The 26,285-nt window shown below is 39.9% G+C and carries 25 protein-coding genes; 15 read left to right on the top strand and 10 right to left on the bottom strand.

Going from position 1 to position 26,285, the window contains the following annotated elements:
• Positions 1-115: 115 nt before the first annotated feature.
• Positions 116-445 (bottom strand): YflT domain-containing protein, encoded by a 330-nt coding sequence (locus tag AC625_RS22825; protein WP_049683366.1) that lies wholly within the window; start codon positions 443-445, stop codon positions 116-118.
• 89 nt (positions 446-534) lie between these two features.
• Complete coding sequence (locus AC625_RS22820; protein WP_049683365.1) at positions 535-954, bottom strand: hypothetical protein; 420 nt, start codon at positions 952-954, stop codon at positions 535-537.
• Positions 955-1,113: 159 nt separating this feature from the next.
• On the opposite strand from AC625_RS22820, the gene AC625_RS22815 reads away from it, so the two are divergent.
• The 3 genes from AC625_RS22815 (at position 1,114) to AC625_RS22805 (ending at position 2,965) form a co-directional block, all read left to right on the top strand.
• Entirely contained in the window at positions 1,114-1,794 is a 681-nt protein-coding gene (locus AC625_RS22815; protein WP_049683364.1) for a uracil-DNA glycosylase, read from the top strand.
• 484 nt (positions 1,795-2,278) lie between these two features.
• The gene (locus tag AC625_RS22810) at positions 2,279-2,578 is read left to right on the top strand and encodes a YwdI family protein (protein WP_049683363.1); all 300 of its coding nucleotides are present in this window, start codon (positions 2,279-2,281) and stop codon (positions 2,576-2,578) included.
• 18 nt (positions 2,579-2,596) lie between these two features.
• Positions 2,597-2,965, top strand: coding sequence for a DUF423 domain-containing protein (locus tag AC625_RS22805; protein WP_049683362.1), 369 nt, complete (start codon positions 2,597-2,599; stop codon positions 2,963-2,965).
• Between the two features lie 144 nt (positions 2,966-3,109).
• On the opposite strand, the gene gerQ is transcribed toward AC625_RS22805, so the two are convergent.
• The 3 genes from gerQ to hemQ all read right to left on the bottom strand — a co-directional run bounded on the left by gerQ (position 3,110) and on the right by hemQ (position 5,424).
• Positions 3,110-3,595 carry a spore coat protein GerQ gene (gene gerQ / locus AC625_RS22800; RefSeq protein ID WP_082191214.1) on the bottom strand — a complete coding sequence of 162 codons (486 nt, stop codon included), beginning with the start codon at positions 3,593-3,595 and terminating at the stop codon, positions 3,110-3,112.
• 251 nt (positions 3,596-3,846) lie between these two features.
• Positions 3,847-4,278, bottom strand: coding sequence for a cell wall hydrolase (locus AC625_RS22795; protein ID WP_049683360.1), 432 nt, complete (start codon positions 4,276-4,278; stop codon positions 3,847-3,849).
• Positions 4,279-4,674: 396 nt separating this feature from the next.
• Positions 4,675-5,424, bottom strand: a complete 750-nt coding sequence (gene hemQ, locus AC625_RS22790) for a hydrogen peroxide-dependent heme synthase (protein WP_049683359.1) — start codon at positions 5,422-5,424, stop codon at positions 4,675-4,677.
• 362 nt (positions 5,425-5,786) lie between these two features.
• On the opposite strand from hemQ, the gene pta reads away from it, so the two are divergent.
• Complete coding sequence (gene pta / locus AC625_RS22785; protein WP_049683358.1) at positions 5,787-6,764, top strand: phosphate acetyltransferase; 978 nt, start codon at positions 5,787-5,789, stop codon at positions 6,762-6,764.
• Between the two features lie 263 nt (positions 6,765-7,027).
• Entirely contained in the window at positions 7,028-7,867 is an 840-nt protein-coding gene (gene lipL / locus AC625_RS22780) for an octanoyl-[GcvH]:protein N-octanoyltransferase (protein ID WP_049683357.1), read from the top strand.
• Positions 7,868-8,458: 591 nt separating this feature from the next.
• On the opposite strand, the gene AC625_RS22775 is transcribed toward lipL, so the two are convergent.
• Positions 8,459-9,175 carry an RsfA family transcriptional regulator gene (locus AC625_RS22775; RefSeq protein ID WP_049683356.1) on the bottom strand — a complete coding sequence of 239 codons (717 nt, stop codon included), beginning with the start codon at positions 9,173-9,175 and terminating at the stop codon, positions 8,459-8,461.
• A 537-nt stretch (positions 9,176-9,712) separates the two neighbouring features.
• Here AC625_RS22775 and AC625_RS22770 point away from each other — a divergent pair.
• A complete protein-coding gene (locus AC625_RS22770; RefSeq protein ID WP_049683355.1) occupies positions 9,713-11,017 on the top strand; it encodes an HD domain-containing protein in 1,305 nt (434 codons plus the stop codon).
• Between the two features lie 42 nt (positions 11,018-11,059).
• A complete protein-coding gene (locus AC625_RS22765) occupies positions 11,060-11,566 on the top strand; it encodes a YwgA family protein (protein ID WP_049683354.1) in 507 nt (168 codons plus the stop codon).
• A 99-nt stretch (positions 11,567-11,665) separates the two neighbouring features.
• On the opposite strand, the gene AC625_RS22760 is transcribed toward AC625_RS22765, so the two are convergent.
• The gene (locus tag AC625_RS22760) at positions 11,666-11,851 is read right to left on the bottom strand and encodes a 2-hydroxymuconate tautomerase (RefSeq protein ID WP_049683353.1); all 186 of its coding nucleotides are present in this window, start codon (positions 11,849-11,851) and stop codon (positions 11,666-11,668) included.
• 258 nt (positions 11,852-12,109) lie between these two features.
• Between AC625_RS22760 and AC625_RS22755 the strand changes: the two genes are divergently transcribed.
• Both AC625_RS22755 and AC625_RS22750 read left to right on the top strand, forming a co-directional pair.
• Positions 12,110-12,766, top strand: a complete 657-nt coding sequence (locus AC625_RS22755) for a site-2 protease family protein (protein WP_049683352.1) — start codon at positions 12,110-12,112, stop codon at positions 12,764-12,766.
• 34 nt (positions 12,767-12,800) lie between these two features.
• Positions 12,801-13,319 (top strand): YwhD family protein, encoded by a 519-nt coding sequence (locus AC625_RS22750; RefSeq protein WP_049683351.1) that lies wholly within the window; start codon positions 12,801-12,803, stop codon positions 13,317-13,319.
• Between the two features lie 321 nt (positions 13,320-13,640).
• Here AC625_RS22750 and AC625_RS22745 read toward each other — a convergent pair whose 3' ends face one another.
• Complete coding sequence (locus AC625_RS22745) at positions 13,641-15,707, bottom strand: transglycosylase domain-containing protein (protein WP_049683350.1); 2,067 nt, start codon at positions 15,705-15,707, stop codon at positions 13,641-13,643.
• A gap of 304 nt (positions 15,708-16,011) precedes the next feature.
• Between AC625_RS22745 and speE the strand changes: the two genes are divergently transcribed.
• The 4 genes from speE to argS all read left to right on the top strand — a co-directional run bounded on the left by speE (position 16,012) and on the right by argS (position 20,134).
• Positions 16,012-16,839: a spermidine synthase gene (gene speE, locus AC625_RS22740; protein WP_049683349.1), complete on the top strand. Its 828-nt coding sequence runs from the start codon at positions 16,012-16,014 to the stop codon at positions 16,837-16,839.
• A 22-nt stretch (positions 16,840-16,861) separates the two neighbouring features.
• The gene (gene speB / locus AC625_RS22735; protein ID WP_049683348.1) at positions 16,862-17,734 is read left to right on the top strand and encodes an agmatinase; all 873 of its coding nucleotides are present in this window, start codon (positions 16,862-16,864) and stop codon (positions 17,732-17,734) included.
• A 285-nt stretch (positions 17,735-18,019) separates the two neighbouring features.
• A complete protein-coding gene (locus AC625_RS22730) occupies positions 18,020-18,460 on the top strand; it encodes a YwiB family protein (protein ID WP_049683347.1) in 441 nt (146 codons plus the stop codon).
• Between the two features lie 3 nt (positions 18,461-18,463).
• Positions 18,464-20,134 carry an arginine--tRNA ligase gene (gene argS, locus AC625_RS22725; protein WP_049683346.1) on the top strand — a complete coding sequence of 557 codons (1,671 nt, stop codon included), beginning with the start codon at positions 18,464-18,466 and terminating at the stop codon, positions 20,132-20,134.
• Positions 20,135-20,234: 100 nt separating this feature from the next.
• On the opposite strand, the gene uvsE is transcribed toward argS, so the two are convergent.
• A complete protein-coding gene (gene uvsE / locus AC625_RS22720) occupies positions 20,235-21,191 on the bottom strand; it encodes a UV DNA damage repair endonuclease UvsE (RefSeq protein WP_049683345.1) in 957 nt (318 codons plus the stop codon).
• Positions 21,192-21,217: 26 nt separating this feature from the next.
• Positions 21,218-22,420, bottom strand: a complete 1,203-nt coding sequence (gene cls / locus AC625_RS22715; RefSeq protein ID WP_049683344.1) for a cardiolipin synthase — start codon at positions 22,418-22,420, stop codon at positions 21,218-21,220.
• A gap of 274 nt (positions 22,421-22,694) precedes the next feature.
• Here cls and AC625_RS22710 point away from each other — a divergent pair, with 274 nt between their 5' ends.
• Both AC625_RS22710 and AC625_RS22705 read left to right on the top strand, forming a co-directional pair.
• On the top strand, positions 22,695-24,821 hold the full coding sequence (locus tag AC625_RS22710) for a heterodisulfide reductase-related iron-sulfur binding cluster (RefSeq protein ID WP_049683888.1): 2,127 nt from the start codon (positions 22,695-22,697) through the stop codon (positions 24,819-24,821).
• A 262-nt stretch (positions 24,822-25,083) separates the two neighbouring features.
• Positions 25,084-26,274 carry an acetyl-CoA C-acetyltransferase gene (locus tag AC625_RS22705; protein ID WP_049683343.1) on the top strand — a complete coding sequence of 397 codons (1,191 nt, stop codon included), beginning with the start codon at positions 25,084-25,086 and terminating at the stop codon, positions 26,272-26,274.
• The last annotated feature ends 11 nt before the right edge of the window (positions 26,275-26,285 follow it).

Below are 26,285 nucleotides of genomic sequence, written 5' to 3'. Positions count from 1 at the left end.
AAAAGGTTTTCTACATAGTAGTTAGAAGAAAGCATGAAACAGGCCTGCCAATTTCCGCACTTAATTTGGAAAATGCCAGGCCCTTTTAATTTGATTAGTGTTTGGAAGCTTCACTTTATTTTGCGTCTGTGCTTGCTATGACAACTACCTTGCCTTTATCCAGTTCTTCTTCATACCGAGACGCTTCAGACTCAGTTAAGCCAAGATTCTCGAAGCGGTTACGTAGCTCATCTCCTCGGGATTTAAATAGATTTCCTATTGTATCTAAGAGGCCTTGCTCCTTCATTCCGATTTCTTCTGTGTTTGTAGCTTCAGTCAAATGCTCTGAGCGGTCTATATTATGAGCGAATAAGTAAATATTTTCATTTGAGAATCCTGTCGTTACCAACTGATCAATTCTTTCCTTTGCTTGTACGCCATTTTCTACAACATATACTTGATACATAAAATAGTTCCTCCTCTAATTTTTTAAAAGTGAGTGCTTGTAAAAGTTGCTGCTAGCTTTTGGTTATGTTCTATATATAGCCGCTTTCGCTAGAAACGAAACTTCCTAATTAATGGAAAATTAGTAGGTTGTAAATTTGAAAAACTTCTGTATACGGTAAGTAATATACTTAAACAAAGGAAGTTCATCCTGATATTCTTTATAATCAACCGTATGCACCCCATCTTCATCCTTCCAGAGTCTCTAGAAATTACAATAAATTCATCAGCGTCTTCAATGGCTTGGTAGATATCATTGAATATCCGCTGTTCATGCTGGGTATGGCCGCTTTTGTCTTTGTACGACAAATCGTATATGAAATTCACATCATCAACACGATGTGCCCTTCCCTCAAAGGAAATCCCCTCTGGTAGTGGTTTATAGCTGTTGTACACAATCACGATTGTAATAGCTAGGAGAATCATATACATTCCATACATCCATTTGTTTAAAAACCAACTTCTTTTCATACTCTATTCCCCCAACATTAATAAGCCCATTTACCCCTTATATCCATAAATGGGTAGAGTAGAAACCTGAAAATTGTAAACGCCTGATAAAACGAGGAAGGAAGTGTTAGCATAGCGTATAATGGAGAATACTAGATTGTAGAAAGGAGCTTTTAGACAATGAAGAATCAAATTTTACACAATGATTGGGAGCCACTCTTGGCAGAGGAATTCAAAAAGCCGTATTATCAAGAGCTACGAGAGTTTTTGAAAAAAGAGTATAGGAATGAAAGAATCCATCCAGAAGCCAAGGATATATACAGCGCGCTTACACTTACGCCGTTTCATAAGGTAAAGGTGGTTATTCTAGGTCAGGATCCATATCACGGACCGCATCAAGCTCATGGTCTTAGTTTCTCTGTTCAACCAGAAGTGAAGATTCCTCCTTCTTTAAAAAATATTTATAAAGAATTGCATACGGATATAGGCTGCACAATCCCAAATCACGGAAACCTTGTTCAATGGGCAGAGCAGGGGGTACTGCTTTTGAATACTGTATTGACAGTTAGAGAAGGGGAAGCACATTCCCATCGCGGAAAAGGCTGGGAGCTGTTTACGAATAAAGTCATATCACTATTAAATGAACGCAAGACACCGGTGGTCTTTATTTTATGGGGGAAACCAGCGCAAAGTAAAATTCCATTAATTGATGCAACGAAGCATCCAATCATCACATCGGTTCATCCAAGCCCATTATCAGCAAGTCGGGGCTTTTTGGGTAGCCGACCGTTTTCAAAAACCAATCAACTTCTAAAGCAGCTAGGGGAACATGAGATTGATTGGCAAATTTCAAATAGATAATAAAGCTATTTAGTTTGATTCTAAAACCTGTAAAAGTGGGTTAGTTAAATCGGGATAAAAACTGACAATGTTCCACGTGAAACAGGGGCTTTTGTGAAAGGGTTGTAGATTATGCAGGAAAAAAGAATAAATTGTATGGCTTGCAAGCATTATTATGTGACATGGGACCCCCAGTTTCCACGAGGATGCAGATCTTTTTCCTTTAAAAGTGCCAATCTTCCATCATTAGAAGTACTCCGCTCATCCGGTGAAGCTTGTATGAAATTTACACCGAAACCTGCTTGCAAACCAGTAAAAAGCAAACTTTGAACTGATGCTCGTTTTTTGATATGCTAAGCAACAGCAGAGGCTGTCTCAAAAGAGTCTGACCTTACACTCTATACACCTGTTTATTTTATCACTTACACGTTTATAAACGATATAGAGTAGATTTAGGGTCTGACCATTTTTGTTAGGAGTCAGCCTCAAGTAAAGAGGTGAGAAGATGGAAGTTTCATCTGGGAAAATATTAGATAAAATGGGTGAACTGGTTGCAAAAGCAAAGCATGCAGAATCTAAAGCAGTATTAAGTGGATATATGCTGGCGATTCAAGCATTATGTGATGTTCTGAATGACGGAAAGGAAGGAGCGACAACACATTTAAGTACGAGCCATGTTCCAGTTCAGACGACAGCGGTATTCAACCAGCCGATTCAACAGCAAATCCCGATTGTTTCATCCGTATCACAAACGAAACCTGTTAAAATGGCTGATGCCAATGGAGATTCCCTATTTGATTTTTAAAAAAAAGAGGTGTTGAGGATGAAATTATTTATTATTTTAGGAGCGATTAATGCTTTTGTAGCTGTGGCCCTCGGTGCTTTCGGTGCCCATGGGTTAGAGGGAAAGATCTCTGATAAATACCTAGCTGTATGGCAAACCGGTGTTCACTATCAAATGTTTCATGCCATAGGCTTACTGATTATCGGAGTTCTTCTTGGAAGAGTATCTAGTCCAATTATGAACTGGTCAGGATGGCTCATGTTTGCTGGTATCATTTTATTCTCAGGAAGTTTATATGTATTGAGTGTATCGGGAATTAAAGTTCTTGGTGCGATTACCCCTCTAGGAGGAGTTGCTTTCCTTGCAGCGTGGGTGTTGCTAGTCGTTGCAACCGTGAAATATTTATAAACAAATACTAAGAGGCCGTCACAAGGAATGAATCTTGAAACAGCCTCTTGTTCGTTATGAAAGAGAAAGTATATCCCTTTTTAATGAATGTAGCGTGTAGCTGAAGCGCCCATGCTTTCGAGTCACTTAAGCCTTGTTATTTTCTTATCTAGGTGGATAGGACGCCATATTCACCTGACCTGAACCGAATGGATATTCATATTCAATTTCTTCTTCAAAAGTGACGTAATCTAAATAAACCATTGGTATTAAGTATCGAAGTCCTGTTTGTGGATCACTGATTATGATATGGTCACGCCCGGCAGCTTCTATAATACCTTTGAAAATTTTCGCATTCCACTCTCGGTTATTCTCAAAGGTTGTATAGATGGTAACTAATTTTCCTTTATTAAGCCTTAGGATATTCTCAATATAAGATTCTTCAACTGGCAGCATTCCTGGAACCTGTGGACCGCCGGCCGGCATGCTTGGTGGAATTGGTACTTGTAAAGGTATTTGAGTAGGCTGATACGGGCCGGGTTGTTGATATCCAGTCGGACTTTGAGCCGGATTAGCGTTTCCATATGGCGGTGGATAGCCTTGTGGAAACGGATAATTTCCAAATTGATTTTGATTTGTAGGCTGATTCATCATTTACCCTCCAAATATCTGAAATTAGACATGAAACTAAGTACATGCTTTTTGAAATACGGAGTGACTCGTCAATGAACGTTTAGGAATAATAAATTCCAGCCCTTTTCGCGCTGTCTTCTTGCTTATTATGAAAAATACGGATTCGAAAATTCGTAGATACATCTTACTTTCTTTGGCTAGAGGAAGTGGGCTATGCCGATGAAGACATAAGGAATCGGTGTAAACAGACAACCTCCGTAGCCATTTTTTTAATACGTACTGTACACGCTAGGGCAATTCTCTTGTGTTGGCTGGAAGAAGCAGTGTGACTTGAAACGTCCAGTATTGTTTTGGTTATACCATTGTGATGGGCAAGCTCCAGAGGGTTTAAAAAACCATAACGAATTTCGTGCTGGATGGTAGCGGTTTCCCTTAATTACTTTTCTAGCAAGGTCAATTTCTGATTGACGAGCCCGTTGATAGAAATACCCTTTTTGACTGGCCTCGAAGCCCCCTGGATTCTGAAAAACCATCTTATTCATATTTGAAATATTTTTAAAATCAAGACATTCGGCTCTCACCCGATTTACGCCCACATTTCCAACTAAAAGCATTCCTTGCGTTCCTTCACCCTCAGCCTCGGCCCGCATCAGGCGGGCTAAAAGTTTTACATCTGCTTCATTATGACTGATGACTGCCAACCTAATCACCTCTCTATAGCTGCTTTTACTAATCAATCTAGATGTATTGGTTAATAGGGGAATTTTTACGTGAAAATTGCATCATCACTATTTCATGTGTACGGTGAGGGTGGTGGGTTTATGACAAAAAGTTTGGGTCGTTGTGGTGGTGGGGAATGCAAAAAAAGAGCTAATTTAATTAAAATATACGTCTTATAATGAAAGGGTCTGGCCCACATTTCTATATATCGTTTATATGATGTGTAATTAACACAATAAACGGGTTATATAGCGTATGAGGCCAGACCCTTTTGGGACATTCTCCACACTCTCTTATCTAGTAGCGAAATGGCTGTTTGTTAGTCCAGACACAGATATTTGTGTGGAAGTCAGTCCCCTCTAAGTCGCCCTTATTTGTTAGATAGATAAAAATGTAGAAATATCTTCTTCAGGAAGGATGTTTCCAACAAAGAAAGAACCGAATTCGCCATAGCGGGCACTCACTTCGTCAAAACGCATTTCATAAACAAGTTTTTTGAATTGCAGTACATCGTCTGAGAATAAAGTAACGCCCCATTCGAAATCATCAAAACCGACAGAACCGGAGATGACTTGTTTCACCTTTCCTGCATAACTGCGGCCAATCAAACCGTGGGAACGCATTAGGCCTTTGCGTTCTTCCATAGAAAGCATATACCAATTGTCATTCCCAGCGCGGCGCTTGTCCATTGGATAGAAGCAAGCATACTTCGATTTAGGCAGGATAGGGTACAAACGAGAACGAACATGAGGATTTTGGTACGGATCCTCGTTCGACTCACCGGAAAGATAGTTGCTTAGTTCAACAACAGATACGTAAGAATAACTAGGGTTTGTGTATTCAGCGAGCTTCGATTTATTGAATTCCAATTCAATTGCGTTAAGCTCTTCCATTGTTGGGCGTGCAAACATCATCATGAAATCTGCCTTTTGACCAACAACGGTATAAAGCGCATGACTGCCTTCATTATTACTTTGTGTTGTATTCCACTTGTCTACTAAACGATTGAATTCTGAGATTGCTTCTTGGCGTTCTTCGTTAGAGATTAATTTCCAAGATGCCCAATCGATCGTGCGGAAATCATGCAGGCAATACCAGCCCTCAAGGGTTTGTGCAGCTTCACTCATGAGTATCACTCCTATATGTTTTTATATATACAACTATACCATAATTTAGATGAAAGCAAATTTTGAAACCCCAAAACTTCAGAGTTTAGCAAGCTATGTTCAAATTTTGTTCATAATCATGATGATGTCCACGACGTTTTATCTTCCACCTCTTTTGGAAGCTTTTTCGTGGAATGATAACGCATACTATCTCGAAATAATATTTTTTATAAATGTAAACGGTCTCAAACAGCCTGTTTCTAGAATTTTTCAGGCTAACAGGGTATGCTAATTATATAAAAATAAAAAATGAATGTTTGTAGCCGTAATTCATTAGGAATAGTGTCGGTTCATACAGTTCATTTCGTACAGGAGGAAAAAGCATGAGTAATTTATTTGATACATTAAAAGAAAAAATTTCAGGACACAATTTGAAAATAGTTTTTCCAGAAGGTTTGGATGAACGAATCTTGACAGCTGCTGCTCGTTTGGCAGAAGACAAGCTGTTGACTCCTATCTTGATTGGAGATATTGAAAAAATACAGCAATCAGCCAAAAACCTAGGTGTTTCACTTGAAGCGGTAGAAATCTATGATCCTGCTCAATACTTGATGATGGACGAGCTTGTTGCATCTTTCGTGGAGGCACGTAAAGGAAAAGCAACGGAAGAGCAAGCACGTCAAATTCTATTGAATGAAAATTACTTCGGTACAATGCTTGTGCATACGAATAAAGCAGACGGTCTTGTTAGTGGTGCAGTACATTCAACTGCTGATACCGTACGACCTGCTCTTCAAATTATTAAAACAAAACAAGGTGTTAAAAAGACTTCTGGGGTATTCATCATGGTTCGCGATGAAGAAAAATATGTGTTTGCAGATTGTGCTATCAATATTGCGCCAGACAGTAATGACTTAGCAGAAATTGCGATTGAAAGTGCAAAAACAGCTCAAATGTTTAATATAGAACCGCGTGTTGCGATGCTTAGCTTCTCAACAAAGGGATCAGCGGTATCACCAGAAACAGAAAAAGTTGCAGAAGCAGTAAAAATTGCACAAGAGTTGAGCCCATCGTTAATTCTTGATGGAGAATTCCAATTCGATGCTGCGTTTGTACCTTCTGTTGCGAAAAGTAAAGCGCCTGATTCTTTAATTCAAGGTGATGCGAACGTCTTTGTATTCCCAAGTCTTGAGGCGGGAAATATTGGGTATAAAATTGCGCAACGCCTTGGTAATTTCGAAGCGGTTGGTCCGATTCTGCAAGGCTTGAATCGTCCTGTAAATGATCTTTCTCGTGGATGTAATGAAGAAGATGTATATAAACTGGCCTTGATTACTGCAGGTCAAGCAATAGAACGATAATAGCTAGTCCTTTAAAACAGGGGTGTCACATAAGGGTCTGACCTTTTGCTGGGGCACCCCTGTTTTTACATGTCTGCTGTGGAAAAGGTGCGGGTGCTTTTAAAAAACCAGCTCCGCACCGCCACCTTCATAAGGTGACGCAATTTGAGAACCTGAACCTTTTTCATCGCTTTGGTTGGGATCAGATGCTCATGGATGTTTTTTTAAAACAGTAAGCTAATGGTATAATTGATTTAAATGATGATAAAAAAGGAAGCGTCTATATGAGTGAGAAAAAATCATTAATCATACAGCCAGAGTGGGGAATCATGGACCAATCTTCACTTGGCCCCAATTTTCATGCATTGCAGTCATTTGCGATGGACGATACATTATGTGCTTCCGTCGGCAGTGGAAGGTCTTCAGCAGTGGCTAGAACATGGGTGCATCATCAAACGATTGTACTCGGAATTCAGGATACAAGGCTCCCGTTCCTTCAAAATGGAATATCGTATTTAAATGCCTTGGGTTATCGGGTCATCGTTAGGAATTCAGGAGGACTTGCCGTTGTTCTTGATGAGGGTGTGCTAAATGTGTCGCTTGTATTTCCAGAAACCGAGCGAAGAATCGAAATTAATCGTGGATATGATGCCATGCTTGACTTGATTCGAATGATGTTCTCCCAATATGGTGTGAAAATTGAAGCAAAAGAAATTATCGGATCTTATTGCCCTGGAAGCTACGATCTTAGTATAAAAGATAAAAAATTCGCGGGTATTTCCCAGCGGCGGATTCGTAATGGAGTCGCTGTTCAAATCTACTTATGTGTAAATGGGAGTGGTTCTGAGCGTGCAGAGCTTATTCGTGGATTTTATGCTCAAGCAAAAAAAGACGAGATCACAAAGTTTGCCTATCCTGATATTCAACCAGAAGTGATGGCATCATTATCGGAACTATTACATGTTCCATTAACCATTCAGGACGTGATGATGAGTCTGTTGCAAACCTTAAAGCGAACAAGTGGAAGCATTTACTCCTCACAACTTCAGCCAGAAGAGTTAGCTATATACGAAGGATATTTAACGAGAGTGAAAGAACGAAACGACAAGCTAGATGAAGGGTGACGTACAAAACAAATATGGCATTAAAACGTCACCATTTACCATGAAGGATCTATCATTAAGCACGCTACACTCACCTAATCACAATGGTGGCGGTGCGGAGCCGGAATTTTGGATGCTTTCTCAATAAAATCATTATACCTGCTAAGTAGATGGGTTATATTAGTAAGCCGCGAAGCCCCGTCCCCATGTCCTTCATACAAAACGAATATGGCGTTAAAACGTCACCATTTACCATGAAGGATATATTATTAAGCACGCTACACTCGCTTAATCACAATGGTGGCGGTGCGGAGCCAGAATTTGGATGATTTCTCAATAAAATCAGTATACCTGCTGAGTAGATGGGTTATATTAGTAAGCCGCGAAGCCCCGTCCCCATGTCCTTCATACAAAATAGGATGCAAAAAGGCTTGACCTCACACCCTATACACAGTGTATGTGATAAAATCTTCATCTGAAATGAATGAAGTAGTTGTATGGTCTGTCCCTTTTTTTGCATCCACTTTAAAAATTATTAAGTTAGATTACACGTACAATATAAATGTGTGTTGCCTACCGTTTCCACAAATACGTATCTATTTAAATGGTCAATTATTCAGCTACTTTTTCCAAATTTCCGTTACGATCCATTTTGAATTTAGTAGCAGGGCGCTCGTCTTCTTCTAAAAGCACGAGTTTTCTAGCACGGTTCATGATATTCATTAAAGTTTCGTAGTCTTCTTGTATGAGCCCGCTATTTTGCTCAAGTGAATTCATTTGATTTTCTAAGGCATCGTTCCGTTGCCTCAATTCTTTCATTTCAAGCTTTAGTCTTTCATTTTCCGCTCGAAGTAGTTCAACATGAAGCGTTGAATCATCCATAGATTGTAAAAATGAGATAACCATGTCTAGCGTTAGAGGTAAATTTGATTTTGCTATTTCCCTAGTGCGCACAGGGGCTGCTATTTCTTCTGATAGTTCTAAGGATATTTCAGAAGCTATCATCTCTACTGGTTCAGCAGATAACCCGATTGCTTCTGCCGTAGGAGCTGGTGGTGTATAAAGCAGACGCTTTTTTCCCCCTTGTTCTTTTCCTAACATCCGATTCCGCTGTTTTCGTTGTTTTTTTGCCAGTTGCAGCGCTTTGTCATAGGTATGACGAACGACTGCATTCCAACGAAACCCACAAGCGGCAGACGTCCGATTTAACTTATCACCGACTTCTTCAAAAGCATTCAATTGTGTACTGCCTTCGCGTACATGCCGCAGGACAGTCTCAGCTAATAACAAATCATCTTCTTCGGTCCAAGCATCTTGACGAATCTTCATCCTAATCTACTTCCTTTCTGGTAACATGTAAAATTGGTAACATATGAATACACTGCATCGAAGATTAAATATTCTTACCTGTTATAAGCATCATTATTACCAAGGATTAGGGTATTTATTCATCGAATTTAAAAGGATACTAGTTTTTCCCCGAAATATAAAGATGATCGGAGTCTGCTTCTATGTAAAACTCAATATCTGGATAAACTATCATTGAATGTACGTTTGAAATCTGAAAACGGACCAAGGTAAAATACCAACAGTTAACGAAGTACATTTTTCTTTTTCCTCGTTTTAGTTTTAGAGCAGACGCTTATAGAAGTTTTTTATACAAAAAGTCTTTAAAGGGAAAAATGGTAATTCGTAAGCACTCGTGCAATTTTTATATATTTTCGCTATCATGACAAAGTAGGACATATAGGATTTTTTTAACAGACAAGCTATAATAGAATCAAAAAGCAAAAGCACTTGCGCTAAACACTAAAATTCATGTTAAAAACTTAAAATATCTTATAACTTAAAAAAAGAGGGTAGTCCATGAAGTATTCCCGTGAAAAGCTTAGTGAAGAGAAAGTATTTAAAGATCCCGTTCACCGCTATATACACGTACGGGACAGGGCAATTTGGGATTTAATCAGTACAAAGGAGTTTCAAAGACTGCGCAGAGTGAAACAGCTTGGCACAACCTACTTAACCTTTCATGGTGCAGAGCACAGCCGCCTCAATCACTCACTTGGTGTGTATGAAATTGTGCGTCGAATTGTCGATGATGTGTTTGAAGGAAGGTCTGAATGGAACCAGGAGGAGAGGCTTCTTTCCTTATGTGCTGCCTTGCTTCATGATTTAGGCCATGGTCCGTTTTCTCATTCCTTTGAGAAAGTATTTGATCTAGACCATGAGGAATTTACGAGAGAGATTATTCTTGGGAGTACAGAAGTGAATGCCGTACTACGAAGAGTTGCTCCAGACTTTCCAAAGAAAGTTTCGGATGTTATCGCGAAGACATATAAAGATAAGCTGGTCGTGAGTCTGATTTCAAGCCAAATTGATGCGGACCGGATGGATTATTTGCAACGGGATGCTTACTTTACCGGAGTTAGCTACGGCCATTTTGATATGGAGAGGATTATGCGCGTGATGCGACCACGTGAAGATCAAGTTGTGATTAAACAAAGTGGGATGCATGCAGTTGAAGATTATATTATGAGTCGTTATCAAATGTACTGGCAGGTTTACTTTCACCCCGTATCGCGAAGTGCTGAAGTCATTTTGACGAAAATTCTACATAGAGCGAAGCATTTATATGCTAGGGGCTATACGTTTAAACAGGAACCGGTACATTTCCGTTCCCTATTCGATGGGAATGTAACAGTAGAAGATTATCTGAAATTAGATGAAGCTGTCATTCTTTATTATTTCCAGGTTTGGGAAGCGGAAGAAGATGTCATATTGCGAGATTTGTGCCTTCGCTTTATGAATCGTAAACTATTTAAATATGTCGAATTTCATCCATCCAATGACCAAATGAACAAACTGATGGAGTTAAACCGTTTATTTAAAAAAGCAGGCATTGATCCGGAGTATTATCTTGTCGTTGATTCCTCTTCTGATCTGCCTTATGATTTTTACCGTCCGGGTGAAGAGGAGGAACGCTTGCCGATTCACTTGTTGAAAAATAATGGGGAAATCAGGGAGTTGTCCCGTGAATCAGAAATTGTTGATGCGATTTCCGGTAAAAGAAGAACGGACCATAAATTATATTTCCCTGCCGATTTGTTGCGCGATGAATCAACGAAGAAGAACGTAAAGCGGCAAATCCGTGAACTGCTTGAATTGTCATAACGAATACAGCAAAGGAACATTTAGAATGAGGAGTGATGAGCCTTGTTTAAGGATCATGCCAAGATTATTCATGCCATTTCTTCTGCAGGTGAAATAAATGGAAGAAAAAAATTACAAAAAATGATTTATATTGCCAAAAAGCTGACATTTCCGTTTCAAGAAAAATATCAATTTCACTTTTATGGCCCTTATTCAGAAGAGCTAACATTACGAGTTGAGGAATTATGTGAAATGGGATATTTGAATGAAGTAAGGGAAAAGAGAGCAGGCTATTATCAATATTGCTACTCTATCACAGATTCAGGTAGAGATTTTCTTTCGATGCATGAAATGGACCTGCCTACTTTAGAACCTTGCCTCTGTGATATGAACAAGCAAAACGCACGCTTCTTGGAGCTTGTATCGACCGTGCTTTATTTTGATACACTGGAAAAAGATGAAGTAATGGAGAAAGTATTTACTTTGAAAAGCAAGCAAAAATATACGCATGAAGAAATGAACGAGGCATATGAATATATTAAGAAATTAAAGGAAAAAGCTAAGCTTTAATTAAGGCTTAGCTTTTTTAGTAATAAGGAAGTCGTTCTAAAAGTTATTGATGTGTAGCACTAGCATCAAGACATAAGTTAATTGATGCCCCCGATTTTCTTATTTATCACTAAAGCGGACACCGTTTTGTGCGTAATGGTTTTTCGACATTTCTTCGATGAAAACCGTTACGCTCTCAGTTGATGCTCCAGTAGTTTCTGAAACAGCAATTGTTACTTTTTCTACAAGAGCTTTCTTTTGCTCCTCAGTGCGTCCTTCTAGCATCTTTACAGTTACATATGGCATAGCATTAACCCCCAATCATTATGATTTTAGTGTTTCATATTGGTATAACAATTGCAAGAAAATTTAGAAATAAAAAGTTCATTAAGCTGAAATGAGTTTAATACATATTCCGCTATCCCGGTTTAACAGGCTGTAAATCCTCAATTGGTGAGATACAGTTTCAACTAATTGGGTTCGTAGTTTCACTTTATCTAACTCTTTTTCATATTTGATAATTTGCTGTATACTAATGGGTATTAAACGATGGAGGAAAATAGTTTGGAACGATTTTTAGCATATCCACTTGAAGAGATTCCCTATGTCGTTGTCTCTCTCTTGATAGCATTTACGGTGCATGAATTTGCTCACGCATTTGTAGCCTATAAATTTGGAGATCCGACCGCCAAGGAAGAGGGAAGGCTGACATTAAACCCTGTTGCTCATATCGACCCTTTGGGAACATTACTAATTCTCATTGTCGGCTTCGGTTGGGCGCGCCCAGTTCCGGTGAATCGATTTTATTTTAAAAAACCGCGTCTAGCTGGGGTTCTCGTTTCTTTTGCAGGACCATTCAGCAATTTCTTGATAGCGACGGTTGGCTACCTCGTTTTATATGGATTGAACGCTGCAGGACTTGAACCGAATGTACCATTTTACGTTGTGGACTTTTTGAAAATGTTGATCTATTTAAATATCGTCCTGTTTGTATTCAACTTGCTTCCATTACCGCCGCTTGATGGATACCGGATTATTCAGGATCTCGTTTCATCAGACATGAGGGCGAAAATGGCGCAATATGAAAATTACGGGGCACTAATTTTTTTAATCTTGGTGATTACACCATTGAGCAATTATACGATTACACCCGTTCTTACGACTCTCATTCCGTTTGTTGTACAGAGCATGAGCGAATTCTTTTCATTATTATTCTTTTAAAGAGATCCTGTATAAATGAGGAGGTATGAACCAGATGACAGAACAACCAAAGAAGAAGTTAGGATTTAATATTATTAAAAATGACCCGACAGAAGGACATGGAGGATTTGGCGCCGGTGTTATGACGCTTGATAATATTTCTCCAGTCATTATTGACATAGAAGAAGGAACAGCAGAAGTGGACATCGGGGCCATGCATGCGAGAAGTACGGTAGAGCGAGGAATTAAATTTTTGAAAACAAAAGAAGAGGTTCCGAACGGCAAGCCATACTGGCTCGTCTGGGTGACAGTTGAAACAACTCAGAAGGGCCCTTTATATGCTGGTGTTACAGCATGTGAAATGACGGTGGACCGCTCTATTCGCCGAGGATATAAATCTCTGCCAGAGCATGTGAACCATATGGATAAATCGATGAAGCGGCATATCATTGTCGAACATATGGATGAAAAGTCAAAAGGAATTTTAGCGGACTTTTTGAAAAGCCATAATGCTGAAATGTGGGAACATTCGTCTGTACAATTAAAACAAGGGCTTCGTGCGGAAGAAATTTAGTCGATCTCTTTTTAAAACGACTCTGGCCCTTGTCGAAATTGAAAAAAATAGGTAAACTAAAACTGGGTAAAACCACTATAGCTAGGACACGAAAAACCTCGATGCCGTTTTTGGCTTCGAGGTTTTTTGTATGAAGGACATGGGGAGGGCTACGCGACTTATTAATATAGCCAATCTTAGCAGGCATCCTTATATAATTGAGAAAGTCTCCAGAATTCTGGCTCCGCACCGCCACCATTTTGATTAGGCAAGTGTAGCGCATAATGATAGATCCTTCACAGTAACTGGTAGCGTTCTAACACCATTTAAGGTTTTGTTTGCTTATTCCCAAAATCTCAAGACTCGTTTATACCATGATTTTTTCTCTTCCAATGGCACAGATTCTTCTAACTGTTCTTCGTCTTTACTGTGACTTGGGCAGAATTCTGTGGGCTCTGTGCCTGACACAAAGTATGTTAATCGGGCGACCGGGCAATCAGAAGTGGAAAGCTTGCCACTTTTCGGGTCAATATAGACGCCTGTGACCTGATTGGTTTCTTTGAATTCTTGCACAGGCTGATTGCTTAAGCTATTCTCCATGAAATCTGCCCAGATTTGTTTGGAGTAGCCTTTCTCAGCAGGCTTCTCAAGCTTATTTTCTTTATCATAGCCAATCCAGACTCCTGACACGAGCTGTGGCGTATAGCCGATCATCCAGCTATCTGTACTCGTACTGCCAGACTTCCCGGCGTAAGGGCGTGTCAGCTTGGAACGAACTGAATTGCCCGTCACTTTCGTATACCCATTCAATTTTTCATCGAATACACCCGATAACATTTGGGTCATGACAAAGGTCCGATCGGGATCAAGCACTTGTTCAGCAACGTCCTGTTGTTCAAAAATAACCTCTCCTTTGGCATTTTCCACTTTTTTAATAAAAATAGGTGTTACCATTTTTCCGCCGTTTGCCAAAATGCTGTAGGCGTTCACCATTTCAATCGCTTTTATCCCAGATGTACCAAGAGCAAGCGAAGGAACGCTTTTCATATCGGACGTGATACCGAAGCGATGGATGGTATGAATAAAGGAATCCAAGCCGAGATAAAAGAGGGTCTTCACAGCAAAAATATTATCGGAAAGAGCAATCGCTTGGGCAAGTGTAATCTCATCATTGGCATATTGGTGATTATAGTTACTCGGCGAGTAGGTCGTTTGATCATGATTATATTTAAATGTTGTCTTTTCGCTTTTCAACATGGTTGACGGTGTATAACCATTTTCTAAGGCTGCATAATATAGTAAAGGTTTAATTGTGGAGCCAGGTTGCCGGACTGCTTGAGTCGCTCTATTAAAGGGAGAAGTCTGATAATCTCTACCCCCAACAAGTGCCTGTACTGCACCCGTTTCTGGATTCATCGCGACAAGTGCACCCTGAATGGTGGAATCTGCACGGATTGTGGTAGAAAATGCTTTTTCTGCGATTTGCTGTTGGCGCTCATTTAAGGTCGTATACACACGCAATCCACCAAGCTCAATTGTCCGTTCATCAAGCTGCAGCTGTGATTTTAAAGCCTGTTTTACAGCATCCTGAAAATATGGAGCCATTTGTGTTTGAACAATTAGATGCTTGCCTTTGAGTAAGAGAGGGCTACTATTTGCTTTGTTCGCTTGTTTATTGGTAATAAATTCCATTTTAGTCATTGATGCAAGAATAATCTGTTGTCTTTTTTTAGCTCGATCAAAGTTTTCTAAAGGTGAATAGAGTGTTGGTCCTTTTGGAATGCCAGCAAGCATACTTGCCTCCGCTAGCGATAAATCCTTTGCATTTTTACCAAAATAATATTGGCTCGCGGCTTCGACACCATATGCACCATGACCATAGTAGATTGTGTTCAGATAGCCTTCAAGAATTTCTTCTTTTGAATAATTCAATTCGAGGCGGATTGTATAAAATGCTTCGTTTAATTTACGGCTCCATGTTTTGTCATTTTCTAGGAATAAACTTCGGGCATATTGCTGTGTGATGGTGCTTGCTCCTTGGACTTTGGACATGGCGCGAATATCAGCAACTACTGCACCAGCAATCCGTTTAAGATCGAAGCCATGATGGGAATAGAATTGTCGGTCCTCGACAGCGATTGTTGCGTTGATTAAATCAGGAGAGATGCCCAAAAGCCCCTCCCAATATCGTTTCTGTCCATGACTGCTTTCGCCGATTACCCGGTTATTGTCACTGTAATAAATGGTAGACTGGGGAACTGCAATCGGTGGTGGCCCGAGGATTTTCGCATAGATCAATATGGAAGAAAGAAATAATAATAGCAAAAGAAAAGCCATCGCAGAAATTATAATAACCGCCCGGATATACTTCCGCGTTTGTTTAAAGCGTTGCCCTGTAATAAGTTCCAATAGTTGCACCTCCTCAATTTTTAATTGCAGAAATTTCCTCTATGTAACAGTATGAAAAAAAACAGCACAATTTAAACATGCTCAAAGGCTAAAATAGAAATTCCGCTTGCATTTCTGCTAGATTGGTCTATACTTTTTTCTAGCAAATCATTAAAAATTCCGTCCGCAATCCTGTGCCATGAAGGGCTTTCACTTGTATAGCTTTTTAGAATTGATTAGCTTCCGATGGTCACGGGTATGATGAAAGAAATGAAATGACGTTTTTACGTCTATATCTAGGAAGCAGAGAAGGGGAGCAAAATACATGAGCATTTGGTTTACTGAGAAACAAACGGAGAATTTTGGCATTACGATGAAAGTAAATCGTACACTACATACAGAACAAACAGAATTTCAAAAGCTTGATATGATTGAAACGGAAGAATGGGGCAATATGCTTTTACTTGATGATATGGTCATGACGTCTGAACGTGACGAGTTTGTGTATCATGAAATGGTGGCTCATATTCCATTATTTACGCATCCTAACCCAGAGAATGTATTAGTAGTAGGCGGAGGAGACGGCGGCGTTATCCGTGAAATATTGAAGCACCCAAGCGTGAAGAAAGCGACACTTGTTGATATCGATGGAAAGGTTATTGAGTATTCTAAAAAATTCTTACCAAGCATTGCTGGGATGCTCGATGACCCACGTGTAGATGTTCAAGTTGGAGACGGCTTTATGCATATCGCCCAAAGTGAAAATGAATACGATGTAATTATGGTGGACTCTACAGAACCTGTAGGACCGGCTGTAAACTTGTTTACAAAAGGATTTTACGCAGGTATTTCAAAAGCTTTAAAAGAAGATGGAATCTTCGTCGCGCAATCGGACAATCCATGGTTTAAAGCAGATTTAATTCGCGATGTTCAACGTGATGTGAAAGAAATTTTCCCAATTACGGATTTGTATGTAGCAAACATTCCTACTTATCCGAGTGGACTATGGGCATTTACAATCGGTTCTAAAAAATATAACCCACTTGAAGTGTCAGAAGACCGCTTCCATGAAATCGAAACAAAATACTATACAAAAGAACTTCACAAAGCAGCGTTTGTTCTACCTAAATTCGTTCAAGATTTAATAAAGTAATAAGAAAAATGGAGGCACAGCTATGCGTTTTGATGAAGCTTATTCAGGAAATGTTTTTATAAAGAGTCACCCAAATTACGAAGAGTCCAAAGCTGTGCTCTACGGCATGCCGATGGATTGGACCGTAAGCTTTCGCCCTGGTTCACGATTTGGCCCGACGCGTATACGTGAAGTATCTATTGGACTTGAAGAATACAGCTTATATTTAGACCGTGAATTAGAAGATGTAAAATTTTTCGATGCCGGTGATATTCCATTGCCTTTCGGTAATCCAGAACGTAGCGTTGCGATGATTGAAGAGTTTGTTGATAAAGTGCTCCAAGATGGCAAGGTTCCAATTGGAATGGGCGGAGAACATCTTGTAACATGGCCAATTATTAAGGCAATGCACAAGAAATATCCAGATATGGCGATCATTCATATGGATGCGCATACCGATCTACGCGAGGACTATGAAGGTGAGCCACTTTCACATGCAACCATTATCCGTAAATCGGCTGAATTGATTGGTCCAAGTAATGTGTACTCTTTCGGAATTCGCTCCGGGTTAAAAGAGGAATTTCAATGGGCAAAAGAAAATGGCATGAAAATTGCTCCGTTCGAGGTATTGGAGCCATTAAAGAAGGTGTTGCCTGAGCTTGTTGGTCGTCCAGTTTATGTCACAATTGACATAGATGTTCTTGATCCAGCGCACGCACCAGGAACGGGTACAGTAGATTGTGGAGGGATAACAGCTAAAGAGTTGTTGGCATCGATTCATGAGATTGCCCATTCAGAGCTACAAGTGGTAGGCTGCGATTTAGTAGAAGTAGCACCTATCTATGATCCTTCTGAGCAAACAGCGAACACGGCAAGTAAACTTATTCGCGAAATGATTCTAGGTTGGGTAAAATAATCGTAGAGGATGACAATTTTGTCATCCTCTTTTAATTTGAAGTGTAAAATTGAAAAAAAGTGATATCTATGGATCGTTCCGTCATACTCACTGTCTGATAGCTGACTTTATGTATGAAGGAAAAAGGAGACGAGGCTTCGTTAACTTGAAATAGGTACTAATTAAAATGCAAGCTAAACTAGATTGTGGCGTTTTAAAGCCATATTAACTCTGATGTAGGTTGAATCTTTTCGAAAGAGTATTTATACTTAAAAAGTTATTAGGTACTGAAGGATGTGTAGAAAATTGGCACTTCAAGATCTGGAAAAACAATCTGTGAAAGTGACACTTAAAACAAAAATTACTGTCGGCTCTGAATCCGAGGCGTATGAGTTGATAACTTTTGGGACAAAATTTCAAAAAAACTCTTCGTTCTATTTACAATATGCTGAGGAAAGTGAAGCAGGAAAAATTCAGACAACAGTTAAAAATAAAGATAATGAAATACTGCTTCTACGGAATGGAGCGGTTAAGATGCGTCAGCTTTTCCGTGAAGGAGAAACGACAAATGGCCATTACGAAAGCATGTATGGCATGTTGCCCCTACTTACGAAAACGAAGTCCGCTCATCATCAATGGAATGACATGACGAAGGAAGGCCGTTTTGATATTTCTTATCGAATGCAGATGCAAGGCGCAGAGCCAGGTCAATACGAACTGACATTAACATATAAGGAGGAAGCATAATCAATGAATATCGTGCAGCAAGTTCAAGAAAAACTAAAGCAAGAAATAAAAGATGCTGTAATAAAAGCAGGGCTAGCTACTGAAGAGGAAATTCCGAATGTCGTATTAGAGCTTCCGAAAGATAAAACACATGGCGATTATTCTACAAATATGGCGATGCAGCTTGCCCGTGTAGCGAAAAAAGCACCCCGTGCAATAGCGGAAGGTTTAATTGAAAACTTCGACCGTAATAAAGCTTCGATTGAAAAGATTGAAATTGCTGGACCCGGTTTTATCAATTTTTACATGAATAATCAATATTTGACTGAGTTAATTCCAGTCATTTTAAAGGCCGAAGATTCGTATGGTGAAAGTGAATTTGGTCAAAAACAAAAGGTTCAGGTAGAGTTTGTTTCTGCTAATCCGACGGGTGACCTTCATTTAGGACATGCACGTGGAGCGGCAGTAGGAGATACTTTATGTAATATCCTATCAAAAGCTGGGTATGATGTTTCGCGTGAATATTATATCAATGATGCCGGTAATCAAATTAACAACCTTGCGTTGTCTGTAGAGGCACGCTATTTCCAAGCCCTAGGTCTTGAAAAAGAAATGCCACAAGATGGATATCATGGAGCAGATATTATTGGAATCGGCAAAAAGCTTGCTGAAGAGTTTGGTGATCAGTACGTAACAGTGGATGAAAGCACGCGTTTTGAATTTTTCCGTGACTACGGCTTGAAATATGAAATGGAAAAGTTAAAAACGGACTTAGAAAATTTCCGTGTTCGCTTTGATGTATGGTATTCTGAAACGTCTTTGTATAAAAACGGTAAAATAGATGAAGGTCTTGCTGCGTTGAAAGAAAGAGGTCATATCTACGAAGAAGGTGGAGCCACATGGTTCCGTTCAACAGATCTAGGAGACGATAAAAACCGCGTCCTGATTAAGCAGGATGGTTCTTACACATACTTAACACCAGATATTGCATATCACCGCGACAAGCTAGAACGTGGCTTTGAGCAGCTGATTAATGTTTGGGGAGCAGATCATCACGGATATATTCCCCGCATGAAAGCGGCGATTGAAGCGTTAGGCTACCGTCGAGACCAGTTAGAAGTAGAAATTATTCAGCTTGTCCATTTATATAAAGATGGCGAGAAAATGAAAATGAGTAAGCGAACTGGGAAAGCGGTAACGATGCGTGACTTGATCGATGAAGTAGGTCTTGATGCAACACGTTATTTCTTTGCTATGAGAAGTGCGGATACACATATGGACTTTGACTTGGATTTAGCCGTTTCCCAATCCAATGACAATCCTGTTTATTATGCACAATATGCACATGCACGTATTTCGAGCATTTTGCGTCAAGGAGAAGAGCAAGGAATCAGCCTAGACGAATCAGCTGATTTCTCGCTACTTTCGACAGAAAAAGAGGTTGAGCTTTTGAAAAAGCTTGGTGAATTCCCTCAAGCCATTGCTGAAGCAGCTGATAAACGGATGCCGCATCGGATGACGAATTACATCTTTGACTTAGCTTCTGTATTCCACAGCTTCTACAACGCAGACAAAGTATTGGATGTTGAGCATACTGACCGCAGTAAAGCGCGTCTAGCACTTGTTAAATCTGTGAAAATTACACTGAAAAACGCACTTGCCTTGATTGGCGTATCTGCACCAGAGAAAATGTAAAGAAAAAAGTAAGAGGATGGCCCAGTGCCATCCTCTTTTCACATTTAGTGGGGCTAGCTAGCAAACGTTCCAATAATTAATCAATCCTTCTTTATCTTTCCTATTTCCACTCCACTGTTCCACCGCTGATTCGTTTTACGCCACGGATTTTTGCTACATCGTTAATCAGCTGTAACATGGCTTGGTCTTTCATTTTCGCTTCAATCATGAAATCGACATCATGCTGATATTCTTTAAGTGCTTGAAGAAGGGGCATGATAAAGTCAAGGTTGACAAAATCGGAATGGGAACGGAATTCTTTCTCTGACTTAGGCGAGGAAATATGGATTTTCGGTACTAATTGTGTATGCTCCCATGTTGAAAACATGGCGGGAAGTAAATCCTGAAACGCCTTTACTCCGATGTTGACCATATGGTGATGATAATCAAATACCATTGGAATTCTTTCTTTCTGACAAATGGCTAACGTCTCATCAGTTGTATATGTTTTGTCATCATTTTCTAGTGTCATTTGCTGTTTCACAATCTGAGGAAGAGAGCGTAAATTCTCGTGAAAGCGAAAGGTCGCACTCTCTTTATCCCCATAAGCACCGCCAACATGAATATTAATAACAGCTTGCTTTTGAACACCCATAGCTTCAAGCATTTTAAAATGAAACTCCATATCCTTTACAGCATTCAGTGTGATTTGCGGTTTTGGACTAGTGAAAAGAGTGAATTGATTAGGGTGGAAGCTGATTCGTAAGTGATTGGTTTTAACCCAATCACCTAGCTCTTTCCACTCATCTTTAAAGGGTGTTACAAAATCCCAATTTACATCAGGATGGGTTGCTAGTGGAACGATAGAACTGGACATCCGGTATAATTCAATCTGATGGGCTGTATTGTAATAGAGAACACGTTTTGTATTAGCAATATTCTGTTTTGTGATTTCCAGCAGTTTTTGCATGCCGTTCTCTTTTCCTAACTGACAATACCTTTTAAAAGTCACTGTCTTTGCAGGTGAAGCTTCCCACAAACGTGTTGCAATGGAGACAAAGCCAAATCGTATTTTCATGTGAAATCCTTTCTTCATTCAAAAACTTATAAAAAAGGGGATATCGTATAGGCAATCCGTTCTTTGATTAATTGAATCAAAGTCGGACGGGTTAGAGTAGATTCAGCTAGTGTGGTTGAATTCGCAATGTCATCCTGTATTTGCTTTGCCACTTCAACTAAAAATGGCGGATCATAGATCAGACAATTGACTTCATGGTTTAAAAACAAACTGCGTTTATCGAAATTTGCTGTGCCAATATCACACAGATGATTATCAATAAATAAGACTTTTGAATGGTAAAACCCATTTTGGAACTGTAATACGTGAGCCCCTTCTTTTATCAGAATTCGAAAATAACGATAGGCGGCTTCTTTCACGAATGGGTGATCGGAAACAAAGGGAACAATGATGGTTAGTTTGATGCCTTTTTGCAGCACTTTCCTCAGTTCTTCAAGCAATGAAATGCTCGGGATGAAATAAGGCGTACCAATGATAATTTCATGTTTTGCTTTGTGAATAAATCGTGTAAATGTTTCTTCCAATCCGAATCCTTCAGTTGGAACGATCATATGTTGCATAGAGCCAGGTTGCTGCTGAGGGAAATAACGATCACTTCTCCGGTAATCTTCCTTTGTAGCTGTGTACCAGTCTGTTAAAAACTCATATTGTAAATCTTGAATGGATTCACCAGTAATTTTAAGGTGATAGTCTCTCCAAGGACATAATTTAGGGTCTTTATTGATATATTCTTTTCCGATATTTAAACCGCCTAAATAACCAATCTCTCCATCAATGACAGTGATCTTTCGATGATTTCGTTTTTGGGAGGTATAGAAAAGGTATGGCAACTTTGGTGTGAAACTAAAAGAAAAGTGGACGCCGTTCTTTTTTAATTCTTTTATCATTCGCTTTGAAATAATTCTACTTCCCATCCAGTCTATCAAAAGCCTTACCTCAACCCCGCTTTTTGCCTTGCGCATCAATAAGTCCAAGAAATGTTGGCTAAACTGATCATTTTTAATAATGTAAAAAAGAACATGAACATGTTGGGTAGCTTGATGTATATCCCTAAATAGTTCTGCAAATAAATCGGTTCCATCTGTATAAAGCCTTAAGTCTCCTTGACGTTTTGGATATACTCGATTGTGGTTTTTTTGAATATGATGCTTTTGTCCTCGTCTAAAATCAATTCTTAGCCAACAGAGGACAAATAACAGCAGTAGTAAAAGAACGATAACAATTTTCAAAGCATACTCTCTCCTCAAATGTGGCAAGTCTCGTCTCATTAGTTTACGCATAATTTCCATTTGTACTCATTAAATAAGCCTAATAAAGCGAATAGAATTTTTTGCAATTCAGGCAAGGAATAATAATAATTTGAAAATTCGCAATTTACAAATTAAATTTATTGACTGAATGACCATTCATTATATAATGGAGGTAATCTATTACAGAATATGGGCAGATGTTTTCTACATATCAAAATCGGCAATTCACCAGAAGGGGGTTATTTCTGTGGAAATGAATGGTTTACTTTGGATAAACTTAGTCGCGACAGTGATTGTAATCACCTACTTTGTAAGCCTTTTTGCTTATTTACTTAAAACGAGAACAGCATATGTGAAGCTTGGGAAAAAAGTAGAATTCGATAACCGTATTAAAGAGCGGTTATTGAATATTTGGGTATATGTATTTAAACAGAAGAAACTATTGAAGGATAAAAAGAGCGGTGCGATTCATGTCATGCTTTTCTATGGGTTTATTTTAGTGCAATTCGGTGCAATCGACTTTATCATCAAAGGCTTGAAACCCGGTTGGCACTTACCATTTGGCCCAATCTATCCTGCTTTTACATTCTTCCAAGAAGGGGTCACTTTAATTGTACTTGTCGCTATCACTTGGGCATTTTACCGCCGTTATATCGAGAAGCTCGTACGATTAAAGCGTGATTTCAAGGCAATGCTTGTGGTCCTTTTTATCGGTGGTATCATGGCTACTGTGTTATTGGGTAATGGAATGGCGATGATCTGGCACAGTCATGAAGCTACTTGGTCAGAGCCAGTCGCCTCAGTCGTTGCGTTCCTATTTAGCTGGATGGGACCAATAGCAGCAACGGTAGGCTTCTACATCGCATGGTGGCTGCATTTGCTGATCATATTGACCTTCCTTGTTTATATCCCGCAATCCAAACATGCTCATTTAATTGCAGGGCCTGTAAATGTTTTTTTTATGCGCTTAACTAATCCAGGAAAGTTGGAACCAATTAATTTTGAAGAAGAACCAGAAGATGATGAAGCAGGGGTCTATTACGGAGCTCAAAAGATTGAAGACTTTACGCAGTACCAACTTACTGATTTATATGCTTGTGTGGAATGCGGTCGTTGTACGAATATGTGTCCGGCCTCTGGAACAGGAAAGATGCTTTCTCCAATGGACCTTATCGTGAAAATGCGTGATCACTTAACCAACACAGGAGCGGCCGTTACAGGCAAGCAGCCGTGGGTACCGACATTTGTTTTTGGCAAGACAGAGGGCAATCAGATTGCGTTAGCCACAGCCACAGCGGGAGTGAAAGAAACAGCAGCAACTGCTGAAACATACAGGAAGAGCTTGATTGGCGAAGTAATCACTGAGGAAGAGCTTTGGGCTTGCACAACTTGTCGGAACTGTGAAGACCAATGTCCGGTATTAAATGAGCATGTCGATAAAATTATCGATATGAGACGTTATCTGGTTTTAACCGAAGGGAAAATGGACCCAGACGCAAAACGTGCTATGACAAACATTGAACGCCAAGGAAATCCTTGGGGCTTAAACCGGAAAGAAAGAGAAGACTGGAGAGAGCAACGCACAGATGTTCACATCCCAACTGTGAAGGAAATGAGGAAGGCGAATGAAGAATTTGAATACTTATTTTGGGTTGGCTCCATGGGGTCTTATGATAACCGTAGCCAGAAGATTGCCTTATCATTTGCCAAGTTAATGAATGAAGCAGGTGTGAAATTCGCGATTCTTGGCAACAAAGAGAAGAATTCAGGGGATACGCCGCGCCGTTTAGGAAATGAATTTGTTTTTCAAGAGCTGGCAACGAAAAATATCGAAGAGTTTGAGAAACATAATGTGAAGAAAATCGTCACCATTGATCCACATGCTTATAATATTTTCAAGAATGAATATCCTGATTTTGGATTGGCTGCGGAAGTATATCATCATACAGAATTGCTTGCCAAGCTTGTAAAAGAAGGGAAACTTGTGCCGAAGTACCCAGTTCATGAGAAGATAACCTTCCATGATTCTTGTTACTTAGGCCGCTACAATGAAGTGTATGACCCACCGCGGGAGATTTTGAAATCAATACCTGGTGTTACCCTTGTTGAAATTGAAAGGAACCGAGAAAACGGGATGTGTTGTGGGGCAGGCGGCGGCTTGATGTGGATGGAAGAAGAAACCGGACACCGTATTAATATCGCCCGAACAGAGCAAGCCCTTGCTGTAAATCCATCAGTAATCAGCTCAGGCTGTCCATACTGCTTAACGATGCTTTCGGATGGAACGAAGGCAAAAGAAGTAGAAGAAGATGTAAAAACGTATGATGTAGCGGAATTGCTTGAGCGATCAGTCATAGGACAACAAATACTAGTCTCATAATGTAAAACGTACTCTCTAATAAATGTATTGCTACCTACTCCTTAGAGTTTCAAGTGTATTTGGAAGTGGGTAGTTTTTTCGAAAAGTTAACGAAAAAAAGTTGGGAAATAACCAAGCTTTAAATAATTTTTTTCTGAGGGTTCACGTAAAATATTTATAAAGCGCTTACAAATAGGCGGCGATAAGGCACTTACACATACGAGCGAGCATTCAGGCAACCAATAAAGAGTAAATGATTTCTAGATGAGGGAGGAGCATGAATATGGCGAAAACAGTGATTGTGAGTGGTGCCCGTACACCTTTTGGTAAATTTGGCGGAAGCCTTAGTAGTTTAACAGCTTCAGAGCTTGGCGGAATCGCAATTAAAGAGGCCCTTAACAGAGCAGGGATTGACGGAAGTCAGGTTGATGAAGTAATTATGGGAAATGTACTTCAAGCAGGGCAGGGACAAATACCTTCACGGCAGGCAGCGCATCATGGAGGTCTCCCTTGGCAAGTAAAAACAGAAACGATTAATAAAGTTTGTGCATCTGGACTACGCAGTGTGACACTTGCCGATCAAATTATAAGGCTTGGAGATGAAGAAGTCATCGTCGCTGGTGGGATGGAGTCTATGAGTAACGCACCTTACATTTTACCGAATGTAAGATGGGGCTTGCGAATGGGTGATTCACAATTGAAAGATGTACTGATCCATGATGGTTTAAGCTGCAGCTTTACAGGTGTACATATGGGCACATATGGAAACAGCACCGCAAAAGAGCTGGAGTTATCACGGGAAGATCAGGACGATTGGGCATTTCAAAGTCACCAAAAAGCAATAGGAGCGATTGCCAATGGAACACTTGCTGAAGAAATTGTACCAGTTCAAGTACCTAACAGAAAAGGTGAGCCACTAACGGTTGCCGACGATGAAGCACCAAGAAAAGATACAACAATGGAGAAATTAGCAAAGCTTCGACCTGCTTTTAACAACGAAGGGACGATCACGGCAGGAAACGCTCCTGGAGTAAATGACGGAGCAGGAGCACTTGTATTAATGAGTGAAGAGCGGGCAGAGAAAGAGGGCATTGCCCCATTTGCTTATATTCTGGGGCATGCAGAAGTGGCAGTAGAAGCGAAAGATTTCCCAAAAACCCCAGGTTTCGTAATCTATGAATTGTTGAAAAAAACTGGGAAATCACTTGATGAAATTGCTTTATTTGAAATTAACGAAGCATTTGCAGCCGTGGCGCTTGCTAGTAAGGAAATTGCTAATGTGGATCCAAGCAAAGTGAATGTGAATGGTGGAGCAATCGCGCTTGGTCATCCTATAGGGGCAAGCGGTGCGCGCATCATCATTACGCTTATGCATGAGCTGAAACGACGAGGTGGTGGGCTAGGGATTGCCGCAATCTGTAGCGGTGGCGGTCAAGGGGATGCCATTTTAATAGAAGTGCCAAGTCAAGCATAATGGAGTTTTCA

Origin of the sequence: Peribacillus loiseleuriae (assembly GCF_001183985.1) — a bacterium.
In the GTDB taxonomy this organism is placed as follows: domain Bacteria; phylum Bacillota; class Bacilli; order Bacillales; family DSM-1321; genus Peribacillus; species Peribacillus loiseleuriae.
Note: the sequence above shows the minus strand (reverse complement) of the source record. Positions and strands in the feature narration are given on the sequence as shown.

Excerpts from the sequence above, each read along its gene's own strand:
- AC625_RS22710 (WP_049683888.1), top strand. The coding sequence starts at position 22,695 with ATGAATGGTTTACTTTGGATAAACTTAGTCGCGACAGTGATTGTAATC.
- AC625_RS22770 (WP_049683355.1), top strand. The coding sequence starts at position 9,713 with ATGAAGTATTCCCGTGAAAAGCTTAGTGAAGAGAAAGTATTTAAAGAT.
- lipL (WP_049683357.1), top strand. The coding sequence starts at position 7,028 with ATGAGTGAGAAAAAATCATTAATCATACAGCCAGAGTGGGGAATCATG.
- uvsE (WP_049683345.1), bottom strand. The coding sequence starts at position 21,191 with ATGAAAATACGATTTGGCTTTGTCTCCATTGCAACACGTTTGTGGGAA.
- AC625_RS22810 (WP_049683363.1), top strand. The coding sequence starts at position 2,279 with ATGGAAGTTTCATCTGGGAAAATATTAGATAAAATGGGTGAACTGGTT.
- AC625_RS22815 (WP_049683364.1), top strand. The coding sequence starts at position 1,114 with ATGAAGAATCAAATTTTACACAATGATTGGGAGCCACTCTTGGCAGAG.
- AC625_RS22775 (WP_049683356.1), bottom strand. The coding sequence starts at position 9,175 with ATGAAGATTCGTCAAGATGCTTGGACCGAAGAAGATGATTTGTTATTA.
- AC625_RS22820 (WP_049683365.1), bottom strand. The coding sequence starts at position 954 with ATGAAAAGAAGTTGGTTTTTAAACAAATGGATGTATGGAATGTATATG.
- gerQ (WP_082191214.1), bottom strand. The coding sequence starts at position 3,595 with ATGAATCAGCCTACAAATCAAAATCAATTTGGAAATTATCCGTTTCCA.
- AC625_RS22760 (WP_049683353.1), bottom strand. The coding sequence starts at position 11,851 with ATGCCATATGTAACTGTAAAGATGCTAGAAGGACGCACTGAGGAGCAA.
- pta (WP_049683358.1), top strand. The coding sequence starts at position 5,787 with ATGAGTAATTTATTTGATACATTAAAAGAAAAAATTTCAGGACACAAT.
- argS (WP_049683346.1), top strand. The coding sequence starts at position 18,464 with ATGAATATCGTGCAGCAAGTTCAAGAAAAACTAAAGCAAGAAATAAAA.
- speB (WP_049683348.1), top strand. The coding sequence starts at position 16,862 with ATGCGTTTTGATGAAGCTTATTCAGGAAATGTTTTTATAAAGAGTCAC.
- speE (WP_049683349.1), top strand. The coding sequence starts at position 16,012 with ATGAGCATTTGGTTTACTGAGAAACAAACGGAGAATTTTGGCATTACG.
- hemQ (WP_049683359.1), bottom strand. The coding sequence starts at position 5,424 with ATGAGTGAAGCTGCACAAACCCTTGAGGGCTGGTATTGCCTGCATGAT.
- AC625_RS22750 (WP_049683351.1), top strand. The coding sequence starts at position 12,801 with ATGACAGAACAACCAAAGAAGAAGTTAGGATTTAATATTATTAAAAAT.
- AC625_RS22825 (WP_049683366.1), bottom strand. The coding sequence starts at position 445 with ATGTATCAAGTATATGTTGTAGAAAATGGCGTACAAGCAAAGGAAAGA.
- AC625_RS22805 (WP_049683362.1), top strand. The coding sequence starts at position 2,597 with ATGAAATTATTTATTATTTTAGGAGCGATTAATGCTTTTGTAGCTGTG.
- AC625_RS22705 (WP_049683343.1), top strand. The coding sequence starts at position 25,084 with ATGGCGAAAACAGTGATTGTGAGTGGTGCCCGTACACCTTTTGGTAAA.